The sequence below is a fragment of the Actinophytocola sp. genome (assembly GCF_036378875.1).
GTDB lineage: Bacteria > Actinomycetota > Actinomycetes > Mycobacteriales > Pseudonocardiaceae > Actinophytocola.
This window is the reverse complement of record NZ_DASUVO010000038.1, coordinates 1-19011: the sequence shown is the minus strand read 5'-3', so window position 1 is coordinate 19011 and position 19011 is coordinate 1. Positions and strand designations below refer to the sequence as shown.

Annotated in this window: 19 protein-coding genes and 2 pseudogenes; 13 read left to right on the top strand and 8 right to left on the bottom strand. The window is 68.7% G+C overall.

Going from position 1 to position 19011, the window contains the following annotated elements; translation table 11 throughout:
• The first annotated feature begins 49 nt into the window (after positions 1 to 49).
• The 5 genes from VF106_RS10140 (at position 50) to VF106_RS10120 (ending at position 3644) form a co-directional block, all read left to right on the top strand.
• Positions 50 to 358 carry a PE domain-containing protein gene (locus VF106_RS10140; protein WP_330839366.1) on the top strand — a complete coding sequence of 103 codons (309 nt, stop codon included), beginning with the start codon at positions 50 to 52 and terminating at the stop codon, positions 356 to 358.
• 1 nt (position 359) lies between these two features.
• Positions 360 to 1802 carry a hypothetical protein gene (locus VF106_RS10135; RefSeq protein ID WP_330839365.1) on the top strand — a complete coding sequence of 481 codons (1443 nt, stop codon included), beginning with the start codon at positions 360 to 362 and terminating at the stop codon, positions 1800 to 1802.
• Positions 1803 to 1819: 17 nt separating this feature from the next.
• The gene (locus VF106_RS10130; protein ID WP_330839364.1) at positions 1820 to 2602 is read left to right on the top strand and encodes an ESX secretion-associated protein EspG; all 783 of its coding nucleotides are present in this window, start codon (positions 1820 to 1822) and stop codon (positions 2600 to 2602) included.
• A gap of 84 nt (positions 2603 to 2686) precedes the next feature.
• Entirely contained in the window at positions 2687 to 3241 is a 555-nt protein-coding gene (locus VF106_RS10125; RefSeq protein WP_330839363.1) for a hypothetical protein, read from the top strand.
• 61 nt (positions 3242 to 3302) lie between these two features.
• Complete coding sequence (locus VF106_RS10120; RefSeq protein ID WP_330839362.1) at positions 3303 to 3644, top strand: helix-turn-helix domain-containing protein; 342 nt, start codon at positions 3303 to 3305, stop codon at positions 3642 to 3644.
• Positions 3645 to 3648: 4 nt separating this feature from the next.
• Here the strand turns inward: VF106_RS10120 and VF106_RS10115 are convergent, their stop codons facing one another.
• The 4 genes from VF106_RS10115 to VF106_RS10100 all read right to left on the bottom strand — a co-directional run bounded on the left by VF106_RS10115 (position 3649) and on the right by VF106_RS10100 (position 6083).
• A complete protein-coding gene (locus tag VF106_RS10115; RefSeq protein WP_330839361.1) occupies positions 3649 to 4239 on the bottom strand; it encodes a ClpP family protease in 591 nt (196 codons plus the stop codon).
• Positions 4236 to 4844 (bottom strand): ClpP family protease, encoded by a 609-nt coding sequence (locus tag VF106_RS10110; protein ID WP_330839360.1) that lies wholly within the window; start codon positions 4842 to 4844, stop codon positions 4236 to 4238. The genes VF106_RS10115 and VF106_RS10110 overlap by 4 nt, the downstream gene beginning before the upstream one ends.
• Positions 4845 to 5151: 307 nt before the next feature.
• Positions 5152 to 5619, bottom strand: a complete 468-nt coding sequence (locus VF106_RS10105) for a nitroreductase/quinone reductase family protein (RefSeq protein WP_330839359.1) — start codon at positions 5617 to 5619, stop codon at positions 5152 to 5154.
• Positions 5620 to 5645: 26 nt separating this feature from the next.
• Positions 5646 to 6083, bottom strand: coding sequence for a PPOX class F420-dependent oxidoreductase (locus VF106_RS10100; protein WP_330839358.1), 438 nt, complete (start codon positions 6081 to 6083; stop codon positions 5646 to 5648).
• 84 nt (positions 6084 to 6167) lie between these two features.
• On the opposite strand from VF106_RS10100, the gene VF106_RS10095 reads away from it, so the two are divergent.
• From VF106_RS10095 to VF106_RS10085, 3 genes are all read left to right on the top strand, one after another.
• Complete coding sequence (locus VF106_RS10095; protein WP_330839357.1) at positions 6168 to 6959, top strand: HxlR-like winged helix-turn-helix transcriptional regulator; 792 nt, start codon at positions 6168 to 6170, stop codon at positions 6957 to 6959.
• 92 nt (positions 6960 to 7051) lie between these two features.
• Positions 7052 to 7624: a PadR family transcriptional regulator gene (locus tag VF106_RS10090; protein ID WP_330839356.1), complete on the top strand. Its 573-nt coding sequence runs from the start codon at positions 7052 to 7054 to the stop codon at positions 7622 to 7624.
• Positions 7621 to 8628 (top strand): hypothetical protein, encoded by a 1008-nt coding sequence (locus tag VF106_RS10085; RefSeq protein ID WP_330839355.1) that lies wholly within the window; start codon positions 7621 to 7623, stop codon positions 8626 to 8628. Before VF106_RS10090 ends, VF106_RS10085 begins: the two co-directional genes overlap by 4 nt.
• 305 nt (positions 8629 to 8933) lie before the next feature.
• Here the strand turns inward: VF106_RS10085 and VF106_RS10080 are convergent.
• The 3 genes and pseudogenes from VF106_RS10080 to VF106_RS50850 all read right to left on the bottom strand — a co-directional run.
• Positions 8934 to 9805 (bottom strand): annotated as a pseudogene (locus VF106_RS10080) (AMP-binding protein).
• Positions 9806 to 10007: 202 nt separating this feature from the next.
• Positions 10008 to 12554 (bottom strand): valine--tRNA ligase, encoded by a 2547-nt coding sequence (gene valS / locus VF106_RS10075; protein ID WP_330839417.1) that lies wholly within the window; start codon positions 12552 to 12554, stop codon positions 10008 to 10010.
• A 316-nt stretch (positions 12555 to 12870) separates the two neighbouring features.
• Positions 12871 to 13482, bottom strand: a pseudogene (locus VF106_RS50850) (MMPL family transporter); the annotation flags it as partial.
• A gap of 287 nt (positions 13483 to 13769) precedes the next feature.
• On the opposite strand from VF106_RS50850, the gene VF106_RS10065 reads away from it, so the two are divergent.
• Positions 13770 to 14021 (top strand): hypothetical protein, encoded by a 252-nt coding sequence (locus VF106_RS10065; RefSeq protein ID WP_330839354.1) that lies wholly within the window; start codon positions 13770 to 13772, stop codon positions 14019 to 14021.
• A gap of 6 nt (positions 14022 to 14027) precedes the next feature.
• Here VF106_RS10065 and VF106_RS10060 read toward each other — a convergent pair whose 3' ends face one another.
• Positions 14028 to 14987 (bottom strand): arabinan endo-1,5-alpha-L-arabinosidase, encoded by a 960-nt coding sequence (locus VF106_RS10060; RefSeq protein WP_330839353.1) that lies wholly within the window; start codon positions 14985 to 14987, stop codon positions 14028 to 14030.
• A gap of 298 nt (positions 14988 to 15285) precedes the next feature.
• Here VF106_RS10060 and VF106_RS10055 point away from each other — a divergent pair, with 298 nt between their 5' ends.
• From VF106_RS10055 to VF106_RS10040, 4 genes are all read left to right on the top strand, one after another.
• A complete protein-coding gene (locus VF106_RS10055; RefSeq protein WP_330839352.1) occupies positions 15286 to 16008 on the top strand; it encodes an ABC transporter ATP-binding protein in 723 nt (240 codons plus the stop codon).
• Entirely contained in the window at positions 16002 to 16700 is a 699-nt protein-coding gene (locus VF106_RS10050; RefSeq protein WP_330839351.1) for an ABC transporter ATP-binding protein, read from the top strand. Before VF106_RS10055 ends, VF106_RS10050 begins: the two co-directional genes overlap by 7 nt.
• Entirely contained in the window at positions 16697 to 18157 is a 1461-nt protein-coding gene (locus VF106_RS10045; RefSeq protein WP_330839350.1) for a dihydroorotase, read from the top strand. Before VF106_RS10050 ends, VF106_RS10045 begins: the two co-directional genes overlap by 4 nt.
• A gap of 129 nt (positions 18158 to 18286) precedes the next feature.
• Positions 18287 to 18841 carry a DUF4383 domain-containing protein gene (locus VF106_RS10040; RefSeq protein WP_330839349.1) on the top strand — a complete coding sequence of 185 codons (555 nt, stop codon included), beginning with the start codon at positions 18287 to 18289 and terminating at the stop codon, positions 18839 to 18841.
• Positions 18842 to 19011: the final 170 nt, after the last annotated feature.

Sequence of the window (19011 nt, the reverse complement as noted above, 5' to 3'; positions counted from 1 at the left end):
ACGACGAACGAGAGGCTCGACGGGAACCAGATCGGAGTCAGGGGACGAGATGGACGGATACGCCTTCAACCCGGATTCATTCCAGGAGGTGCGGCAAGCCTGGGTGAACCTTCGTGACGGCTTGGACAAGGACCTTGCGGATGCACAGAAACTGGCCGTCGTCAAGGCCCCCGGCCACGAACCGGCGAGCGGCTTCGTCGCCCGGGACCAGAACAGCTCCGGTGAGGCCCTGCGGAACTCGATCATCCAGATGCAGGCCTTTGTGGCCAGTTACCTGAGCAATCTCACTCAGGCGGAAGAGGAATACCAGGCACAGGAAGCCAACGTCAGCGCGACCATGAACAGCGGGAGGCGCTGACATGAGCGACGAAATCAATGCCGGGCATGTCGCCGCCGGCCTTGCGGGTGGCCTGGTTGGTGGCGCGGTGGCGGGTGTACCCGGCTTCATCGTAGGCAGCGGGCTGGGCGCTCTCGCCGCCGACGCCTACCAGGCGAAGCCGGCCGTCCAAAGTCATTCCACGACGGTGCGGAACGACATCGCGCCGGAGAACGTCACCCTGGACGCGTACCAGATCTACGTGCGAATCACGACCGGGTACGGCTCGAACACCCTGTCCGAGGCCAATGCCACCGCGGACGAGCTGTCGAAGAGATTCGCCGACGAGCGGGCGGGCCAGATCGCGGAAGCGCGTCGCACGGCCGCCGAAGCGTGGCAGGGCAACGCGTCCACCGCCGCCGACGCGGCGACCGCGCCGCTGTCCGACAGTTTCGCCATGGCGCAGCAGCAACTCGCCGCGAACTCACAGGCGTTGAACGCCGAGCTGACCGCGTGGGACCACATCTTCAGCCAGGTCGAGCCCGTCCCCGAGAACCCGCCCCAGGGCGGCATCGCCAACTCGGTGAACCCGTTCCAGACGGATGTCGACGCGGCCATCAACGAGTACAACGCCGCGGCGGCCAAGAACGTCGCGCTGTACGAGGCGTACTCGGCGGAGACCGCCACGGCACGGGGTCAGGTCCCGCAGAGCTACCTGGAGCCGGCGCCGCTCAGCGCGTCGTCGGCGGCGGGGGCGCCCACGCGTACCGCGTCCGCCATCGGGTCGGAGTCGGTCGCGCCGCCGCAGGTCGGTGGGGCCGCCGATGCCGGCCAGCCGGCGGGCACCGGCGCGAGCGCGGCATCCGGCGGAAGTCCTTCCGCCCCACCGTCTCCCGGCGGCGGTGCGGCGGGCAAGCCGGATGGGACCTCCGGGCAGGGTGTGGCGGCGGCCGGCCCGACCGCCCGACCGACACCGTCGGCATCCCGGCCAACGCCGTCGGCGTCCCGGCCGGTCGCGAACACACCCGCGCTGCAGGCGCCGCGCAACACCGTCGCCGCGGGCCAGCTACCCCAGCCGAAGCCAACCGGACTGTCTGACACACCACGCAAGTTCACGGGTGCGGGTGGGGGCGGCGTCGGTTCCGGTGGTTCCGGCGGTGTCGGGAGCTTCGGCGGGGTGGCCGCACCCGGCGGCGTCGGCACCGGAAGCGGCAACAGCCTGCGCGGCGGCGGTTCGGTCGGGACCGGGCCGGTGCCTGGCCAGGTACCGGGCGGTCAGGGTCAACCGGCCGGCCGAGGCGGCGTCGGCACTCCTGGCGCCCGTGGCGCGGCCGGGGCGGGTGGCTTCCCGGCGAGCCCGGCGGGCCGGGCCAACGGCGAGGAGGACAAGGAGCACCGCAGGAAGTACCTCATCGAACCGGACGACAAGGAGTTGTTCGGCATCGACGAGCGGTACGTGCCGCCGGTGATCGGTGACAACCGTTGAGGACTCTGGGAGTAGCCATGCTGACCGACAACCTCACGCTGAACCTGACCACGGTGCACACGCTGATCAGGTGGCGCCAGGCCGAGCCGCACCCGATCCTCGCCACCGCACCGACCTGGTACGACGAGGACACGAAACGGGCGCTGGACCGGCACGCGCTGAACGAGCTGGAAGAGAACCGACGCCTGCGCCGGGGCCGGCCGGACTCGGACCTGGACGACACGATCGGCGCGCTGGTCCGCCCGGACCGCGAGCACTACGGCTGGATCACCACGACGGTCGAGGGCCGGCCGTACCGGTACGGGGTGCTCGCGGTCGCGGCCTACCAGGAGGCGGTGCTCGTGATCCGCAACTACGAGACGGACTCCGCCGTGCTGGCCACGATTCGGCCCCGCGAACTGACCAGCACGTTCCTCGCGCAGCTGCCCGCGCTCGGGGCGGCGGCCGGGCAGCCGGTCAGCACGCCGTACCAGGATTTCCTGGCCGCGACCGAACCGACCGAGGACGGCTTCGCCGGGTTCGGTACCAGGCTGAGCCAGGAGGTGCGGGAGATCAACGCCGTGCTCAGCCAACCACGAACCGGCGGCGGCAGCCTGTACGTGGCCGGCCGGGCCGGCCATCTCGGTACGCGCCGGCGTGGCAAGCAGCCGATCAACTACCTGGACACCACGAGCGGCCGCTGGCTCACGCAACTCGACAGCACGGCGCGCGGCATGGTGGCCACTCTTCGCCCGGCGAGCACCGACCTGATCGCCACCCAACTCGTCCAGACGGAACGGCAGCTCCACCGAAGCGAGTAGCTCTCGGATCCACGCAGCCCGCCCTCGTGTGGGCGGGCTGCGTGCCGGCGAGAACCGATCGCGCGTGTGCCCCGTCCCGTGGTCATGACGACACACACCACCGAGCAGCACACGATGTCCCGGCCTCCACGGCGTTCCGCGTTGCCATGGGTGATCGCCGGCGCCGTGGTCGTCGTCGCCGGGGTGGCCGTCACGTTGGTGCTGACCACGGGCGACGCGGAGAGCCCAGACCGGAACGCCGCCGCCCCGAAGACGACGGCGAGCGGCGACGAGCGCGGCGGTGAGTACGACCTCAGCACCCCGGAGGCTGCCGCCAAAGCCTTCGCGGCGGCCGCCGAGACCGGATCCGGTGACACACTGCTGGAACTGGCCTGCGTCAGCCGTCCCGCCTGCGTCAGCGAACACGCCGCCGGGCTGAGCGAGGCACAGCTCACCGAGACACGAGACGTGATCCGCGACGGCGTGTACGAGCTGGCCGAGCACCTCAAGGGCGCCGAGTTCGCGATTCCGATCGACGGTGCCGCACCGGGCACGAAGGACGTCCCGTACCGCACCCCGGCCATGACCGGCGACGCCTACCTCACGCTGACGTTCGTCCAGTCCGAAGACGACTGGCTGTACTACAGCCCCACCGGGTGAACAGGTTCCGCCCGGAGCGTAACCACTGCTGTGGGTGACGCGCCGATGCGAGGATGGCGGCATGGCGGACATCGTCCACATTCATCAGAACCGCGCTCCAGAGCCGGATCCGGAGCCGGAGCCGCTGTGGCGGGAGGCGCTCGGCCGGAGCCTGCGCGCGACGAGGGAGGAGCAGGGCGGCCGACTCGTCGACGTCGCGGAGCGGGCCGGCATCTCGCCCCAGTACCTGTCCGAGATCGAACGCGGACGCAAGGAGCCGTCGAGCGAGATGATCGCGGCCGTCTCCGGCGCACTCGGCGTCGGCCTGGACGAACTCCTCATCGACGTCGTCTCCACCGTGCGACAACACCGCACCGCGCGCTTCCCGGTCCGCTCCCAAGGTCCGGTGCTCCTGGCGGCTTGACCGTTCAGACGCGGCGGTCGAGCACGTGGTCGGCGAGCCCGTAGGCGACGGCGTCCACCGCGTCGAACACGCGGTCGCGGTCGGTGTCGTGCCGTAGGTCCGCGATGGCGCGGCCGGTGTGCGCCGACAGGATCTCCTCCAGCTGGGTGCGTACCCGCACCACCTCGTCGGCCTGGAGGATGAGGTCCGGGATGGTGCCGCGACCCTGCGCGGCGGGTTGGTGCAACACCACCCTGGTGTGCGGCAGCACGGCGCGGCGGCCTGACTCGCCCGCGGCGAGCAGTACCGCCCCGGTCGCCACGGCCTGGCCGACGCAGGTCGTCGCCACCGGCGGCTTGATGTAGCGCATGGTGTCGTACAACGCGAGCATCGCGGACGGGTCGCCCCCCTCGGAGTTGATGTACAGGTTGATCTCCTGGTCCGGGTTCTCCGCCTCCAGGTGCAACAACTGGGCGATCAACGCGTTCGCCACGCCGGAGTCGATCGCCGTGCCGAGATAGACGATCCGCGACGACAGCAGGTGCGAGTAGACGTCCATGATCCGCTCGCCACCCGGCACCCGCGTGATCACATTCGGGATGGTGTACGTACTCATGCAGACACCCCCAAGCCCATTTCGTGCATGCGCACGGGCACGACCTGCGCGAGGCCCTCGACGATGTGGTCGATGAAGCCGTACTCCCGCGCCTGTTCCGCGGTGAACCAGCGGTCGTGCAGGGAGTCGGTGAAGATCCGGTCGACGCCCTGGCCGGTGTCCTCGGCGATGAGTCCCAGCACCGTGTCCCGGGTGTGGCGCAGGTCGTCGGCCTGCACCTCCACCTCGACCGCCGAACCGCCGATCCCCGCGGAACCCTGGTGCATCAGGATGCGGGCGTGCGGCAGGGCGAAGCGCTTGCCCGGCGTGCCCGCCGACAGCAGGAACTGCCCGGCACTGCACGCCAACCCCAGCGCGAGCGTGGTCACGTCACACGGCACGAGCCGCATCACGTCGCGGACGGCCAGCATCGACGGCACCGAGCCGCCTGGCGAATGGATCCACAGCGCGATGTCCTTCTTGGGGTCGTCACCCGCGAGCGAGAGCATCTGGGTCGCGAGCACGGCCCCGTTGTCGTCGTCCAGCACTCCGTCGAGCACCAGCACACGCTGGCCGAGGAACCGTTCCCGAAGCCGGTAGTCGAACAGTCTGTCGTTGTTGGTCATGCTCCCGACAATGCCGCGCACGGCGCACGGTTCGCAGCCGTTGCTGCCGTGAGCGGATCAGCCCACAGCAGCGCCGATCCTTGACTACACAGCGCACACGCACGGACACTCGATCGACGATCTTCACTGACGAACGGGTGCTGGCGTGACGATCAACAAGCGCATCACAGCCACCACGCAACACGACTGAACCCCCGCGAGTCGCGCGTTCAGCCCCCGCGAGTGGCGTTTTCGGGAACGCCCACTGTGGACGGTCGAAGGCGATCCGGACGTCCCCTCGGCGTCCGGATCCTTCGCGTCACGCGGGTCAGCCGGCTCGGCGGGCCAGTCGGATGATCGGCAGCTCGCGATCGGTCTTCACCTGGTACTGCGCCAAGCGGGGCGCGGCGGTGGCGATCCGCTGCCAGGCCTCGTCGCGTTCGGGGCCGTGCAACTGCTCGGCGGTGACGGGGATCCTGCGGCCGGCCATCTCGATCGTGACCTGGTCGGGGTGGGCGGCGAGGTTGTAGTACCAGGCCGGGTTCTTCGCCGCGCCTGCCGCGGACGCGACGATCAGCCAGCTGTCGTCGTCGCCGGTGGGGAACCAGCCGACCGGGGTGACGCGTTCGGCACCGCTCCTGGCGCCGACGGTCGTCAGCACGAGGGCGTTGAAGCCCATGAACTTGCCGCCCTTGCCGCGGATTCGTTTCGCGGCCCGGCCGTTGAACCACTTCATCAGCCGTCCCGCCTTGGGTTGGCGGGCGCCGCGGGTGCCGTTACGCGTGGTGAAACTCATGCGATTCCTCTCTTTGGAATGATCCATCAGCCGACGTTGCGTTTGTTGACCGTGAACTCACGGACGTTGCTCGTGGTCTCGCCGATGCCGAAGCTGATGATCCGTTTCGGGCGGATGCGGATGATCGCCCCGTCGAACCCCGTCTGCGCGATGGCGGGTGCCCATGCGGAGTCGGTGGGCTCCGCGATCGCCTCGCCTTCGCCGCGGATCTCCACGCACCGCGGTCGCCACGGCTGCGTCGAGGCCAGGTCGTCGACCACGAACGCGACCTGGCCGTTCTCGGCGACGTTGCGGAACTTCCGGCTGCGGGCCATCCGGTGCCCGGCGATGTCGATCGTGCCGGTCTTCTCGTTGTACCGGAACCCGACCGGGCTGACCTGGAGCGTGCCGTCCGGCTGCGCGGTGGCCAGGCGCCCGAGGCGCTGCGGGGACAGGTACTCGAGTTCGATGTCGGTGAAAGGCATGGCAGTCCTTTCGTCACTGGAACCACATAGTTACTATTTCCAACTCCGTCGAGTGGCGTGCGAGGCGGCACGTACGCTGACGGCATGTCTCATCCCACGGACGCCTGCCCGTGCGCGCCACGGACCGGAACCGTGTTCACGCTGCTGGGCAAGCGGTGGAACGGCCAGATCATCGACCTGCTGCTGCAGCAGCCGGCCCGGTTCGGCCAACTGGTCGCGGCGCTGCCCGGCCTGTCGAACCGCGTCCTCACCGAGCGGCTGACAGAGCTCCAGGAGGCGGGTGTCGTCACCCGCGACGCCGGTCAGTACACCCTGACCACTCGTGGCGAAGGCCTTCGTCCGGCGATCGACGCCCTGGCCACCTGGTCCGAGCCCCGACCAGCCGTCGACCCGGCCGGCAACTCCTGTCTCGACCTCGACTTCCGCGGGGTGTGGGAGGCCTTCTCCTACGCTGGCGACCGCGTCCGCGACGCGTTGGACCAGCGGGTGCAGCACCGCGCCGGCATGCCGCTCAGCTACTTCGAGCTGCTCGTCCAGCTCCGGTACGCGCCCGGCGGGCAGCTGCGGATGAGCGAGCTGGCCGCTGCCACCGGCAGCAAACCCAGCCGGATCACCCACGCGGTCAACCGCCTCGAACAGGCCGGCTGGATCACCCGCGACAGCCATCCCACCGACGGTCGCGGCTGCACCGCCACCCTCACCGACCAGGGTATTCAGGCCATGGACGCCGCCCGCCCCGAGTACGTCCGCGTGGTCCGCGAGCACGTGCTCGGCCCGCTCACCCCGGCCGAACAGCACCAGCTGCGCGTGCTGTGCGAGAAGATCCTCGCCAGCTTCTCCGACACCGCTCACGCCGACGACCCTTCCGCTGACTGAGAGTATTACAGCGCTGAACATACTCCGCCCACAGGTCGGCGTGGCAGAGGACCCACGTTGCCAATAGGCGTATACGTCTATATGGTGTGCCGGTGCCCTTGGACGCGTCCCGGAACAGCCTGGTGTTGCCGCTGCTCGGCCTTCTCGTCGAGCAGCCGGCGCACGCCTACGACCTCGCCGCCCGCCTCTCCGCGCGGTACGGGCACCTCACGGTGACCCGCAGCTCGGTCACGTCCTTGCTGAAAGCCCTGGAAAGCAAGGGGTTGGTCGCTTCGGGCGTCCCTGAGCGGGTGGGCAACCGACCGCCGCGCACGGTCTTCGAGCTGACCGACGCGGGGATCGCGGACTTCCGGCGGAAGGTCGAGGAGGGGCTGCGGGACAGCCAGGTCGCCGCGGTGGACTTCACCATGGCCGTCGCGTACGCGGGGATCCTGCCCGCGGGCCACGCGATGTCCATTCTGGCCGCCCGGGCCGACCGGCTCGACGAGGAACTGGCCGCACTGCCGGCGGATCCGCAGGGCGTCGCCGAGGTGCACATGCTCGAAGTCGCCTACTGGCGCACCATCGTGGCCACCGAGATCGCCTGGATCAGAACCTTGGTGTCACGGATCCAGACGCAGGACATCGACTGGCCGGCCACCGAACCGAGGAGGACACAAGCGTGAAGTTCGGCATCTACCCTGGCGGCCGTGCGGGCACCGTCTGCTCCTACCCGCCCGACCGCGCCGCGATCGACGGGCTGGTCGAGGACCTCGCGGGCGGACGGCCGTTCGTCATCCGCGAGTACGTGCACTTCTTCGGCGACACGACACCGCCGGACGTCGTCACCTCACTCGGCGCCGACCACGAACTCGAGCACCTCACGATGCCCGACGAGTGGTATGTCGCGGGAGGCCGCGAACTGGACCTCGTGGTCAGCTACCTCCCCCGGGTCGCCGACCTTCCCGGCTGGCTGTCGTTCCTCGACACCGCCATCGACCGGTACGGGCACCTGGTGCGGTACCTGCAGGTGACGCTGGAGCCGAACTTCCCGATTCCGCTCATCGACGGCAGCTCCCCCGGCGTGCTCGACGCCCTGGCACTCGGCATCCCTCACGCTCGCGCCGCGCTTGACCAGCGAGGCCACCGCGACGTGCTGGTCGGCTTCTCCGTCGCCGAACCACCGGAATGGCTCGGCGGCGACGACGGGTTCTGGCAGCACCTCTCCGCCCTGCCACCACAGGACTTCGCGGCCCACGTCGACTACGTCGGCCTGGGCCTGTACCCCGACGCCTTCTCCCCCGTCGCGCCGCGCGGCACACCGGGGGACGTCGCGTCCCTCACCACCCACGCGCTCCACCACCTGCGGCAGCACTCGTTGCCCCGCGCGCACATCCCCGCCACGACCCCGATCCACATCGTCGAGAACGGCTCCCCCAGCGGAGCACCCCGCACCGAACAAGGACAGTGCGAATCGCTGTCCGACATGCTCGACGCGATCCTCGCCGCCCGGGAATCCCTCAACATCGCCCAGTACGAACTGTTCAGCCTCCGCGACGCCGACAGCGGCTCCGACCAACCCACCGGCACACTCGGCCTCGTCACCGACACCTACCAACCCAAACCCGCCTTCGCCACCTACCGAAGCATCGTTCAGCCGGCCACCAGTGCGACCGGGAGGCTTGCGTAGGCGGTGACCAGGTTGGTCGGCTTGCGCACCGGGGCACCAAGAAGCTGGATCGACTCGACGCGGGCCAGCAAGGACGGTCGCCCGGGTTCAGGTTGGTATCGGACAGTCTTTGTGGACGGACGACGGCGCGGGTCAGGTGTTGCACCGGCGCGGTGTAACGCAGGACTTCCTCCACGGCCGAGTCCAGCCCTCCGGCCGTCGACGCAACGGTTGCCACTGGTCCGGGTTGCGGCTGAACGCGACCAGGCCGCCGGTGGTGGCGTTCTTGGTGGTCTCATTGCCGGCAATGGCCAGGTTGAGGCAGTTCATCCTCGCGGGTCAGCCGGTCGCCGTCGATCTCCGCGTCCAGTAGGCGGCGGATCAGGCCGTCGTCGGCCAACTCCGCGTGGTCGAGCAGGCCGGCCAGGTGCATCAGCAGCTGACCGTTGGCGGTGGTGGTGGAATGCCTGCGGGCGGCCAGGTCGCCGACTGTAGAGGTTGAGCAGGTGCGTGGGTCGGCCGTGTTCGAGCACCCGGCGGGCGGCGTCGGCCCGTAACGCCTCGCCGGCGGTGGCCACGTACCGCAGACCGGCGAACAGTTCGGGCCGCGCGGCGGCCATGTGGTGGAAGATGCTGGTGGTCAGGAACAGAACGCTGATCCGCTCCCGTTCCACCAACGCGTGCAGGGCGGGCGCGGACAGCAGCACATCGGAGGCGACCGGCACCAGACAGGCGCCACCCAACAGCGTCGGCCACATCTCGAAAACCGAGGCGTCGAAGAACAGCGAAGCGGCGTGCAGCACCCGGTTCGTCGGCTCGATGTCGAGGAAGCCGTTGTCGATCGACAGCCGTGCCACACCACGCTGGGGAACCGCGACCGCCTTCGGGCGCCCGGTGGTGCCGGAGGTGAACATCACGTAGGCAGGGGTCGTCGCCCGAGGCATGGGTAGCGGTTCATCCGACCGACCGGCGTCGAGAACGTCGGCGAACTCCAGCATCGGCCCGTCGACGGAATCCGCGCCAGGTAATCGAATCACGGCCACCGAGCCACCGTCCGCCAACATGCGGCTGAGCCGGTCCGCCGGCAGTGATGGATCAAGGGGCAGGTACGCGAGCCCCCCATCGCGACGAGCGCGTCCCGGCCCCGCTCACCCACCACCGCGACGACCGCCCCCTCGGACAATCCCCGACGCCGCAGTCCACGAGCGAACCGCTCGACGAACGAGCCGAGTTCGGCGTAGCTGAGCTGCCCTCGGCATCCGCGATCGCGGGTCGGTCCGCGTGACGCCGCACCTGAGCCATGAACAGTTCAGCCAGGGGCCGCCTGTGCACCGGCGGGATCAGTCGAGAGGACTGATTTCTCCCGGACTCTGGCAGGTGTCGGTCATGGACGGACGGGCTCAGGGTTGGTGGAGTGTGACCTGGAAGTGGAGTGGTTCGGTGGTGGGGTGGTAGTCGAGGGTGGTGATGTTGCCGGCGGCGCGGAGGTCGTGGGCGATGTGGTCGAGTTGGTCGAGTTGGGTGCGGGGTCCGGACACGTGGAGGGTGTCGACCGGGGCGCGCATGGACTGTTTGACGTCGCTTTTGGCTTTGCGGACGGCGCTGATGGCGGTGGCGGCGAGGGTGACCAGATCATCCGACCCAACACCGCCGCCACCGCCGGGGCTGGTGGGGGTGGGCCAGGTGGTGGTGTGGACGGAGGTGGTGTGCCACCAGGACCAGGCTTCTTCGGCGGCGTAGGGCACGAACGGCGCGAACAGACGTAGCAGGGTGGACAGGGCGGTGCGGAGGGCGAGGCGGGCGGAGTCCCAGCCGGTGGTGTCGGCGATGTCGGCGTAGGCGCGGGGTTTGACGAGTTCGAGGTAGTCGTCGCAGAACAGCCAGAAGAACCGTTCGGTGACCTCCAACGCCGTGGTGTACTCGAACGCCTCCAACGCCGTGGTGGCGTGGGTGATGACGGTGTCGAGTTGGGTGAGCATCGCCCGGTCCAGCGGGTCGCTCACCACCGCCCCCTCCCCCGGCTGCGGGAAGCTGAGCACGAACTTGCTCGCATTGAGCAGTTTGGTGGCCAGGCGGCGGCCGATCTTCATCTGCCCCTCGTCGAACGCGGTGTCGGTGCCCGGCCGGCCGCTGGCCGCCCAGTACCGCACCGCGTCCGAGCTGAACCGCTCCAACAAGTCCATCGGGGTGACCACGTTCCCCTTGGACTTACTCATCTTCTTCCGATCCGGATCCAGGATCCACCCGGACAGGGCGGCGTGCCGCCACGGCAGCGCATCCTGCGCCAGGTGCGACCGCAGCACCGTGGCGAACAACCAGGTGCGGATGATGTCGTGGCCCTGCGGCCGCAGATCCATCGGGAACGTCTGCGCGAACAGGTCGGGATCGGTTTCCCAGCCGCACACGATCAACGGGGTCAGCGACGAGGTGGCCCAGGTGTCCATCACATCCGGATCCCCGGTGAACCCGCCCGGCCGGCCGCGCTGGTCCTCGGTGTAGCCGGGTGGGGTCGTGGAGGAGGGGTCGACCGGCAACAGTTCCTCGGCAGGCCAGATCGGCCTGTCGTAGACCGGTTCGCCTTCACCGTCGAGGGGATACCAGACGGGGAAGGGGACGCCGAAGAACCGCTGCCGGCTGATCAACCAATCCGCGTTCAACCCCCGGACCCAGTCGTCGTAGCGGGCCTTCATGTAGGCCGGGTGCCACTCCAACTCCGCGCCGCGGTCGAGCAGGGCGTCCTGATGGGTGAGGGAGCGGACGAACCACTGGCGGCTGGACACGATCTCCAGCGGCTTGTCCCCCTTCTCATAAAACTTCACCGGCCGCACCACTTTGCGGGGTTCGCCGTCCAGATCCCCGGACTCCGCCAGCATCGCCACCACCCGCTCCCGCGCGGTGTGCACGGTCGCGCCGGCCAGCTCGGCGTAGGCTTTGCGGCCCTGCGGATCGTCGAGACCGGTGGGGGGTTCGGGCAGGATCCGCCCATCCCGACCGATGATCGTCCGGGCGGGTAGTTTCAACTCACGCCACCACTGCACATCGGTCATGTCACCGAACGTGCAGCACATCGCGATCCCCGCGCCACGGTCTTTCTCCGCGGCGGGGTGGGCCAGCACCGGCACCGACACCCCGAACACCGCAGAGGTCACCGTCGAGCCGAACAGGCCCTGGTAGCGCTCGTCGTCGGGGTGCGCGACCAACGCCACACACGCCGGTAGGAGCTCCGGACGCGTCGTCTCAATGAACACCCGATCGTTGTCGGGGGTGTGGAACGCGATCCGATGCCACGCCCCGGGGTGTTCCCGGTCCTCCAGTTCGGCCTGCGCAACCGCGGTTTGGAATCCCACATCCCACAGCGTGGGTGCCTCGGCCTGATAGGCCTCCCCGGCCTGAGCCAGCCGCAGGAACGCCAACTGCGACAACCGCTGGACCCGCTGGCTGACCGTCATATAGGTCATCGACCAGTCCACCGACAAACCCAACCGACGCCAGAGTTCCTCGAATGCCCGCTCATCCACAACGGTCAGCTGTTCGCACAACTCGACGAAGTTCCGCCGCGAGAGGTTGATCAGCGGGCGTTCGCCCTTCTTCGTCAACGGCTCCGGATACACACAATCCGGGTCATACGGCAACGACGGATCGCAGCGGACGCCGAAATGGTTCTGCACTCGCCGCTCCGTGGGCAAACCATTGTCATCCCACCCCATCGGGTAGAAGACGTGCATGCCCCGCATCCGCTGAAACCGGGCGATGATGTCGGTGTGGGTATACGAGAACACGTGACCCACATGCAGCGAACCGCTGACCGTGGGTGGCGGCGTGTCAATCGAGAACACCGCCGAACGCTCGCCCGGAGCCTGGAACCGGTATACACCAGACGATTCCCAGCGATCGGCCCATTTCTGCTCAAGCCCATCCAACGACGGCCGCTCAGGCACAATCGGCATGAACTCGGACACGCGCTCGCCCACCTCATCAACTCGAAACCGGATGCACACGGACCGGCCAGACCACGGCCCATGTGACCGCCTAGCCTAGCGCAGCCTGACGAGAACGCTGGGGCCGTCGCCCCCAGCGGCGACGGCCCCAGCAGGTCAGACGGGGACGCGTTCGGGTTTCTCGTCGAGTTGGTGGCGGAGTTTCTCGCCTTCTACGTCCACATTGGGCAGAACCTGGTCGAGCCGGGCGGCCTTGTCGAGCAGGGCCGTGACGACCCGCGCGCCGTGGCCGAACCCGCTGCTGCGTCCCGAACCCGTCCTCGGTGACACGGGCCTTCTTGCCGAGCACGCGGTGGCCGGCGAAACCGAGCAGCGCGGGCAGCAGAGTCAGCGCGATTATCACGGCGATGGCCACGGTGACCGCGGCGGCCAGCCCCATCTGGGTGAGGAACGGGATGCCCACGATCGACAACGCGGCCAGCGGGATCACCACGGTCAGACCGGCGAACACGACCGCCGATCCGACCGCGCGGCCGGCCGCCTCCTCCGGCTCATGCCCGGCCGCCAACTCGTTGCGGTAGCGGGACACGATAAACAGGGCGTAGTCGATCGCCACCGCCGAACCCAGCATCAGCGCGAGCATCGGCGTTGTCGAGGACATGTCCACGAACCCGCTGGCCGCGGTGACCAACCCGATGCCGATCCCGATCCCCAACAGGGCGGTCAGCAGCGGCAACCCGGCGGCGATCAGCGACCCGAACGTGATGACCAGCACGACCGCCGCCACGACCAGGCCGATGACCTCACCCACCCCGAAGCCGGGCTTGCCCTCCACCACGTCGCCGCCCGCATCGGGGGCCAACCCGCTGCTCCGCGCGTCGGTGACCACGTTCGTGAGCGCGTCGCGGGCCTCGGTGGTCAGCTTGTCGTTCGCCATCCGACAGGTCGCCGAGGCGAACCCGACCGTGCCCGTCTGGTTGACCGCGCCCGAACTGAACGGGTCCGCGGTCGGGCCCGACAGCACTGACCAGCGTCGCCGCCAACACCCCCAACACTGATGTAAACGAAGATTTACAAGCGACCCGGGAGAACATCGCCGACGAGGCCGGGGGTCAACGTGGCCCGCTGCCCCCGCGTTGACGGCATCCCCCTGTTCCACAGGTCACGAGGAGGCAACTATGCTGCCCGGGACCTCCTCAGGCACACGCCAGATAGCACGGGATGATGGGCGGACAGAAGATCGCAGGGCAGTACGGACGTTCCTCGGGACAGAAACAGCAGGCCTTCGGACGGGTTGACCCGTTCTGCATGTTCGCGGTGCTGCCGATGCTGCTCGTCGCGGGCCTGTTCATCTGGGGCGGCATCGCGATCGTCGGCGTGGCCTTCATCGTGATGGCGATCCTGGTCGTGGTGATCGACTCGTGGGCCAACCGGCCGGTCAAGAAAGCCCCGCCCGACGACCGCGACGACTACTGACCCAGCTCAGTGCAGGTACGGCCAGCCCGCGGCGTCGAACGCGAGCAGGTTGACACCGAGCCGGGAAGCCCCGTTGTCGGCGTAGTAGTGGTAGAAGAGGACGTCACTGTCCGCGTCGGCCAGCACGTCCGTGTGGCCGGTGCCGTGCACGCTGCCCTGGCCGGCCAGGATCTCCGTGCCACCGCCGGACGTCAGCGCGACGCCGTTGCGGTCGACGTAGGGACCGGTGACGTTCGTCGAGCGGCCGACCATCACACGGTATGTGCTCGCGGCGCCCTGACAGCACAGGTCGAACGAGACGAACAGGTAGTAGTAGGACCCGCGCTTGACGATGTTCGGCGCCTCGATCGCGCCGCCGCCACGCCCGGCGATCGCGCGGATGGTGCTGTCCGATCGCTTGCCGGTGGCCGGGTCGATGGCGACCATCTTGATGCCTGACCAGAACGACCCGAACGAGAGCCACCACCGGCCGCTCTGGTCCACGACGAGATCGGGGTCGATGGCGTTGAAGTTGTCGCTGGTGCGGGACTCGATGACCAGCCCCTGGTTGGTCCAGGTGCCCGAGTTGCCGCTGGGACTGGTGGCCAGGAAGATCGCTGACCGGTTCGAGCCGAACGTGGAGGCCGAGTAGTACAGGTGGTATCGACCGTTCCGATAGGACAGGTCGGGCGCCCAGAGGTTCCGGCTGCCGCCGGTGTAGGTGGTGGTCCACGGCGCGCCACCCGGGAACACCGCACCCGCGTTGCGGAACGCGATCCGGTCGGTGGAGGTCTTGAGCGCGATGTTGACACCGGTGTGGGCCACCAGGTAGCTCCCGTCGGCGCGCCTGACCACGGTCGGGTCGTGCACGCTGATGTCGCCGGTCACCCGGCCTGGTAAGGGGTAGGCGGCCGCGTTCGGCGCCATGGCGATCGTCATGACGAACGCGAGCAGCAGGGTCAAGGGGTACTTTCGCGATGCGGTCACGGGATTCCTCGATTTCGGTGGAATGGTCGCCGCGAATCGCGCACCGTGTCGTACGCCCTGCCCGCACAACTGGGAGCGCTCCCAATACTGTAGCGCGCCCTCAGCGACTCGCGAAAGTCATCAGCCTGTGGGTTGCCCGGCCCACCACGGTTCGCGTCCACCCGCTCCTCGATCAGTTTCTTGGGTTCCTCGCTGGCAGGGGCGGGCTGGACGTGCTGCTCTACGCCGTGCTGTTGATCGTGATCGTGTTGGCGCTCCCGCAGGGTGTGTACGGCGCGGCGGAGGAAAGGCCGCGCAGATGGCGATCCTGAGTGTTTCCGCCGTGCGCAAGGCTTTTCGCGGCCTGCGTGCGCTGGACGGGGTCAGCTTCGAGGTGGCCGACGGCGAGATCCTCGGTGTCATCGGACCGAACGGCGCCGGCAAGACGACGTTGTTCACCGTGCTGGCCGGCGGGTTGCCGCTCGACTCGGGTCGGGTGGTGCTCGACGGTCACGACATCACGGGCATGCCGGCACACCGCGTCGCGCGGGCGGGACTGGTCCGCACGTTCCAGTTGATGCGTCCGTTCGCGTCGATGAGTGTGCTGGACAACGTCGACATCGCGGCGATGACACATGTCCGGTCACGACGCGAGGCACGGTCACGCGCCGCCGAAGTGGTGGCACGGGTGGGCCTCGACGAGTGGCGGAACGTCCGCGCCGGCACGCTACCGGCCGCGGGGCTCAAGCGTCTCGAACTGGCCAGAGCCCTCGCGACGCGGCCACGGGTGCTGCTGCTGGACGAGGTGCTCGCGGGGTTGGTGCCGGCGGAGCGCGAGCCGGTGCTCGAGCTGCTCGCCGGGCTGCGTGAGCGCGACGGCCTGACGCTGGTCTTCGTCGAGCACATCATGCCGGCGGTGATGCGGTTGTCGGACCGCGTACTCGTACTGGACCAGGGCGCGGTGCTCGCGTGCGGGGCGCCCGCCGAGGTGACCGCGGATCCCCGGGTCGTCGAGGCCTATCTCGGGGAGGAGCCGTGCTGAGCCTCGTCGGGGTGTCTGCCGGCTACGGCGGCTCGCGGGTTCTCCACGCGCTGTCGTTGCGGGTCGACGACGGCGAGATCGTGGCGCTGGTGGGCGCCAACGGGGCGGGCAAGACGACGACGCTGCGCACGATCAGCGGTGTGCTGACGCCGGTCGCCGGCACGATCGAGTTCCTCGGCTCCCGTGTGGACGGTCGGCGCACGAGTGACCTGGTGCGGGCGGGGCTGGTGCACGTACCGGAGGAGCGGGCACTGTTCGGCCCGCTGACCGTGGAGGAGAACCTCCGCATGGGTGCGTGGACCAGGTCGGTGCTCGACTTCGACGAGGTGTACGCGTTGTTCCCGATCCTGGCGGAGCGTCGCCGGCAGATCGCGGAGACACTGTCCGGCGGACAACAGCGGATGCTCGCCATCGGGCGCGCGCTGATGGCACGGCCCCGGTTGCTGATGCTCGACGAGCCGTCGACCGGGCTCGCACCCAAGCTCACGAGAGCGGTGCTGGACGCGGTGCTGGCGATCAGGGACCGAGGCGTCGGGGTGCTGTTGGTCGAGCAGAACGCCGTGCAGGCACTGGCGATCGCCGACCGTGCCTACGTGCTGGAGAGCGGCAGCGCGGTGTTGACGGGCACCGGAGCCGAGCTGGCCCGCGACGACCGGGTGCGCGCCGCGTATCTGGGTGGAGGTTCCCTGTGAGTCCGCTCGAGACAGTGGTGAAGAACGTCCTCGTCGTGCGGCACGACCTGCTGGAGCCGATGTGGACGGACATCGGCATCGCGGGCGGCAGGTTCGTCGAGGTCAGGCCGGACATCCTGACGGAGGGCGTGGCCCGGGTCGTCGACGGGCGCGGACTACTGGCCTTCCCCGGGGTGATCGACTCACATCAGCACTGGGGGATCTACCACCCGCTGGAGCAGGACGCCGACACCGAGAGCAGAGCGTGTGCGCATGGCGGGGTCACGACGGCGCTGACGTACATGCGGACCGGCCAGTACTACCTCAACCGGGGTGGCAGCTACCGGGAGTTCTTCCCGCTCGTGCTGGCCGCGGTGCAGGACAGATCCTATGTGGACTACGGCTTCCACCTGGCGCCGATGACCCGCGAGCACATCGCGGAGATCCCCTACCTCGTGGAGGAGTTCGGCGTCACGTCGTTCAAGATCTTCATGTTCTACGGCGGTCATGGCCTCCACGGCAGGTCGAACGACCAGAACGCCTTCCTGATGCTCCCCGACGACGAACGCTACGACCTCGCGCACTTCGAGTTCGTGATGCGGGGTGTCCAGGCGGCGAGGGAGAAGTTCACGGACATCGCGCGGTACATCTCGCTGTCGCTGCACTGTGAGACCGCCGAGATCATGACCGCCTACACGAGAATGGTGGAGCAGGACGGCACACTGTCCGGGCTCGCCGCGTACAGCGCGTCCCGGCCGCCGCACTCGGAGGGCCTGGCGATCACCATCGCGTCGTACCTCGCGCACGAGACCGGCCTGCCGGCGATCAACCTGCTGCACCTGTCGTCACGCAAGGCCATGGCGGCGGCCGGGTTGATGGCGCAGACGTTCCCGGCGGTGGACTTCCGGCGTGAGGTCACCATCGGCCACCTGCTGGCGGACGTGAACACCGCCGCCGGCATCGGGGGCAAGGTGAACCCGCCGCTGCGGCCCCGCGAGGACGTCGACGCGTTGTGGGAACACCTGCTGGCCGGTGAGGTCGACTGGGTGGTCAGCGACCACGCCTGCGGCCGCTCCGAACAGAAGTTCGGTGTGCCGGCGGACGACGTGTTCGCCGCGAAGTCGGGTTTCGGCGGGACGGACTACCTGCTGCCGGGTCTCGTGAACCGACTGCCCCACGCCCGGGTCGCCGCACTGACATCGTGGCAGCCGGCGCAGCGGTTCGGTCTGCTCACCAAGGGCGCCATCGCGGAGGGCTACGACGCCGACTTCTGCCTGGTCGACCCGTCCAGGAGCTGGACCGTGCACGCGGCGGACTCAGCGTCGGCGCAGGACTACACCCCGTTCGAGGGCTTCGACATGCCCGCGACGGTGACCGACACGTTCGTCCGAGGCCACCATGTACTACGAGACGGCAACGTGGTGGGCCGGCCGACGGGTCGCTATCTTCGCCGGCCGGGATTCGCCAACCGTCCATAGTGGTCGGAAAGATACGTGCTCCTGCGCTTCGACCCGACACGCTGAGGGGAGTTTTCGTCCGTTTCGGGTGAGAAGAGCCGGGTACGCGACTGGAAAGACAAGAGCTGGTCCGGTGGCAAGGCAGGCGTCATGGCTTCCTCTCACGCGCACACGCACCTCGTGGTCGAAGGGGTGCAACCAGTTCAGATTCTCACCGGGCTGGCCGCCGCCGCCTTCGTCCTCATCGGAGCGATCGGTCTACTGCGGACCGGAACCAACCTGTTCGACGACACTCGGATGACGGCGTACGGCCTGACGCTGAACCCGCCCCGGTCCTGGATCTATCTGGGGCTCGGTCTACTCGGTCTGGTGGAGGCCTTCACCTCGCTGACCGCGCGCGCGTTCTGCTGGTTCCTGTTCGGCGGGTGCGGACTGCTGTTCGTCTGGGGCCTCGTGCTCAACGGCATGATCGCCGGCAACCCACCGCCCTGGCCAGGTGACCCACTTGGTCTGACCATCTCGGACGGTTGGTGGCATCTGGGCGCGGCGGTGGTCGGGCTGTTGATCGCCATCCACCCCGCGCGCAAGGCGATCTACCTCGGCTCGGACCGGATCTCCCGCACCCGACATCGACACGAACGCGCCCCATCAGTCACGACGGTTCCCGCCCGGCCGCTCGAACTGGGCCAACCGCACGCGCCATAGGCGCCCCGAGCGTCCAATACAGACAGTAGTCGGCGTGCTACCGATGTGCACCACAGCCGTGCATCGACACGCACCTGTCCACACCGAATCTAGGTGGCAGACACACCACCACTTCGGAAGGACACCGGACATGCGTAAGGGCACCCTCTCGCTGACCACGACCACACTGA

What these genes read in the sequence shown, in the direction of transcription:
- VF106_RS10135 (WP_330839365.1), top strand. Translation starts at nt 360, where the DNA reads ATGAGCGACGAAATCAATGCCGGGCATGTCGCCGCCGGCCTTGCGGGT.
- VF106_RS10130 (WP_330839364.1), top strand. Translation starts at nt 1,820, where the DNA reads ATGCTGACCGACAACCTCACGCTGAACCTGACCACGGTGCACACGCTG.
- VF106_RS10040 (WP_330839349.1), top strand. Translation starts at nt 18,287, where the DNA reads ATGGCTTCCTCTCACGCGCACACGCACCTCGTGGTCGAAGGGGTGCAA.
- VF106_RS10125 (WP_330839363.1), top strand. Translation starts at nt 2,687, where the DNA reads ATGACGACACACACCACCGAGCAGCACACGATGTCCCGGCCTCCACGG.
- VF106_RS10055 (WP_330839352.1), top strand. Translation starts at nt 15,286, where the DNA reads ATGGCGATCCTGAGTGTTTCCGCCGTGCGCAAGGCTTTTCGCGGCCTG.
- valS (WP_330839417.1), bottom strand. Translation starts at nt 12,554, where the DNA reads ATGCCGATTGTGCCTGAGCGGCCGTCGTTGGATGGGCTTGAGCAGAAA.
- VF106_RS10140 (WP_330839366.1), top strand. Translation starts at nt 50, where the DNA reads ATGGACGGATACGCCTTCAACCCGGATTCATTCCAGGAGGTGCGGCAA.
- VF106_RS10120 (WP_330839362.1), top strand. Translation starts at nt 3,303, where the DNA reads ATGGCGGACATCGTCCACATTCATCAGAACCGCGCTCCAGAGCCGGAT.
- VF106_RS10105 (WP_330839359.1), bottom strand. Translation starts at nt 5,619, where the DNA reads ATGAGTTTCACCACGCGTAACGGCACCCGCGGCGCCCGCCAACCCAAG.
- VF106_RS10095 (WP_330839357.1), top strand. Translation starts at nt 6,168, where the DNA reads ATGTCTCATCCCACGGACGCCTGCCCGTGCGCGCCACGGACCGGAACC.
- VF106_RS10115 (WP_330839361.1), bottom strand. Translation starts at nt 4,239, where the DNA reads ATGAGTACGTACACCATCCCGAATGTGATCACGCGGGTGCCGGGTGGC.
- VF106_RS10100 (WP_330839358.1), bottom strand. Translation starts at nt 6,083, where the DNA reads ATGCCTTTCACCGACATCGAACTCGAGTACCTGTCCCCGCAGCGCCTC.
- VF106_RS10065 (WP_330839354.1), top strand. Translation starts at nt 13,770, where the DNA reads ATGGGCGGACAGAAGATCGCAGGGCAGTACGGACGTTCCTCGGGACAG.
- VF106_RS10110 (WP_330839360.1), bottom strand. Translation starts at nt 4,844, where the DNA reads ATGACCAACAACGACAGACTGTTCGACTACCGGCTTCGGGAACGGTTC.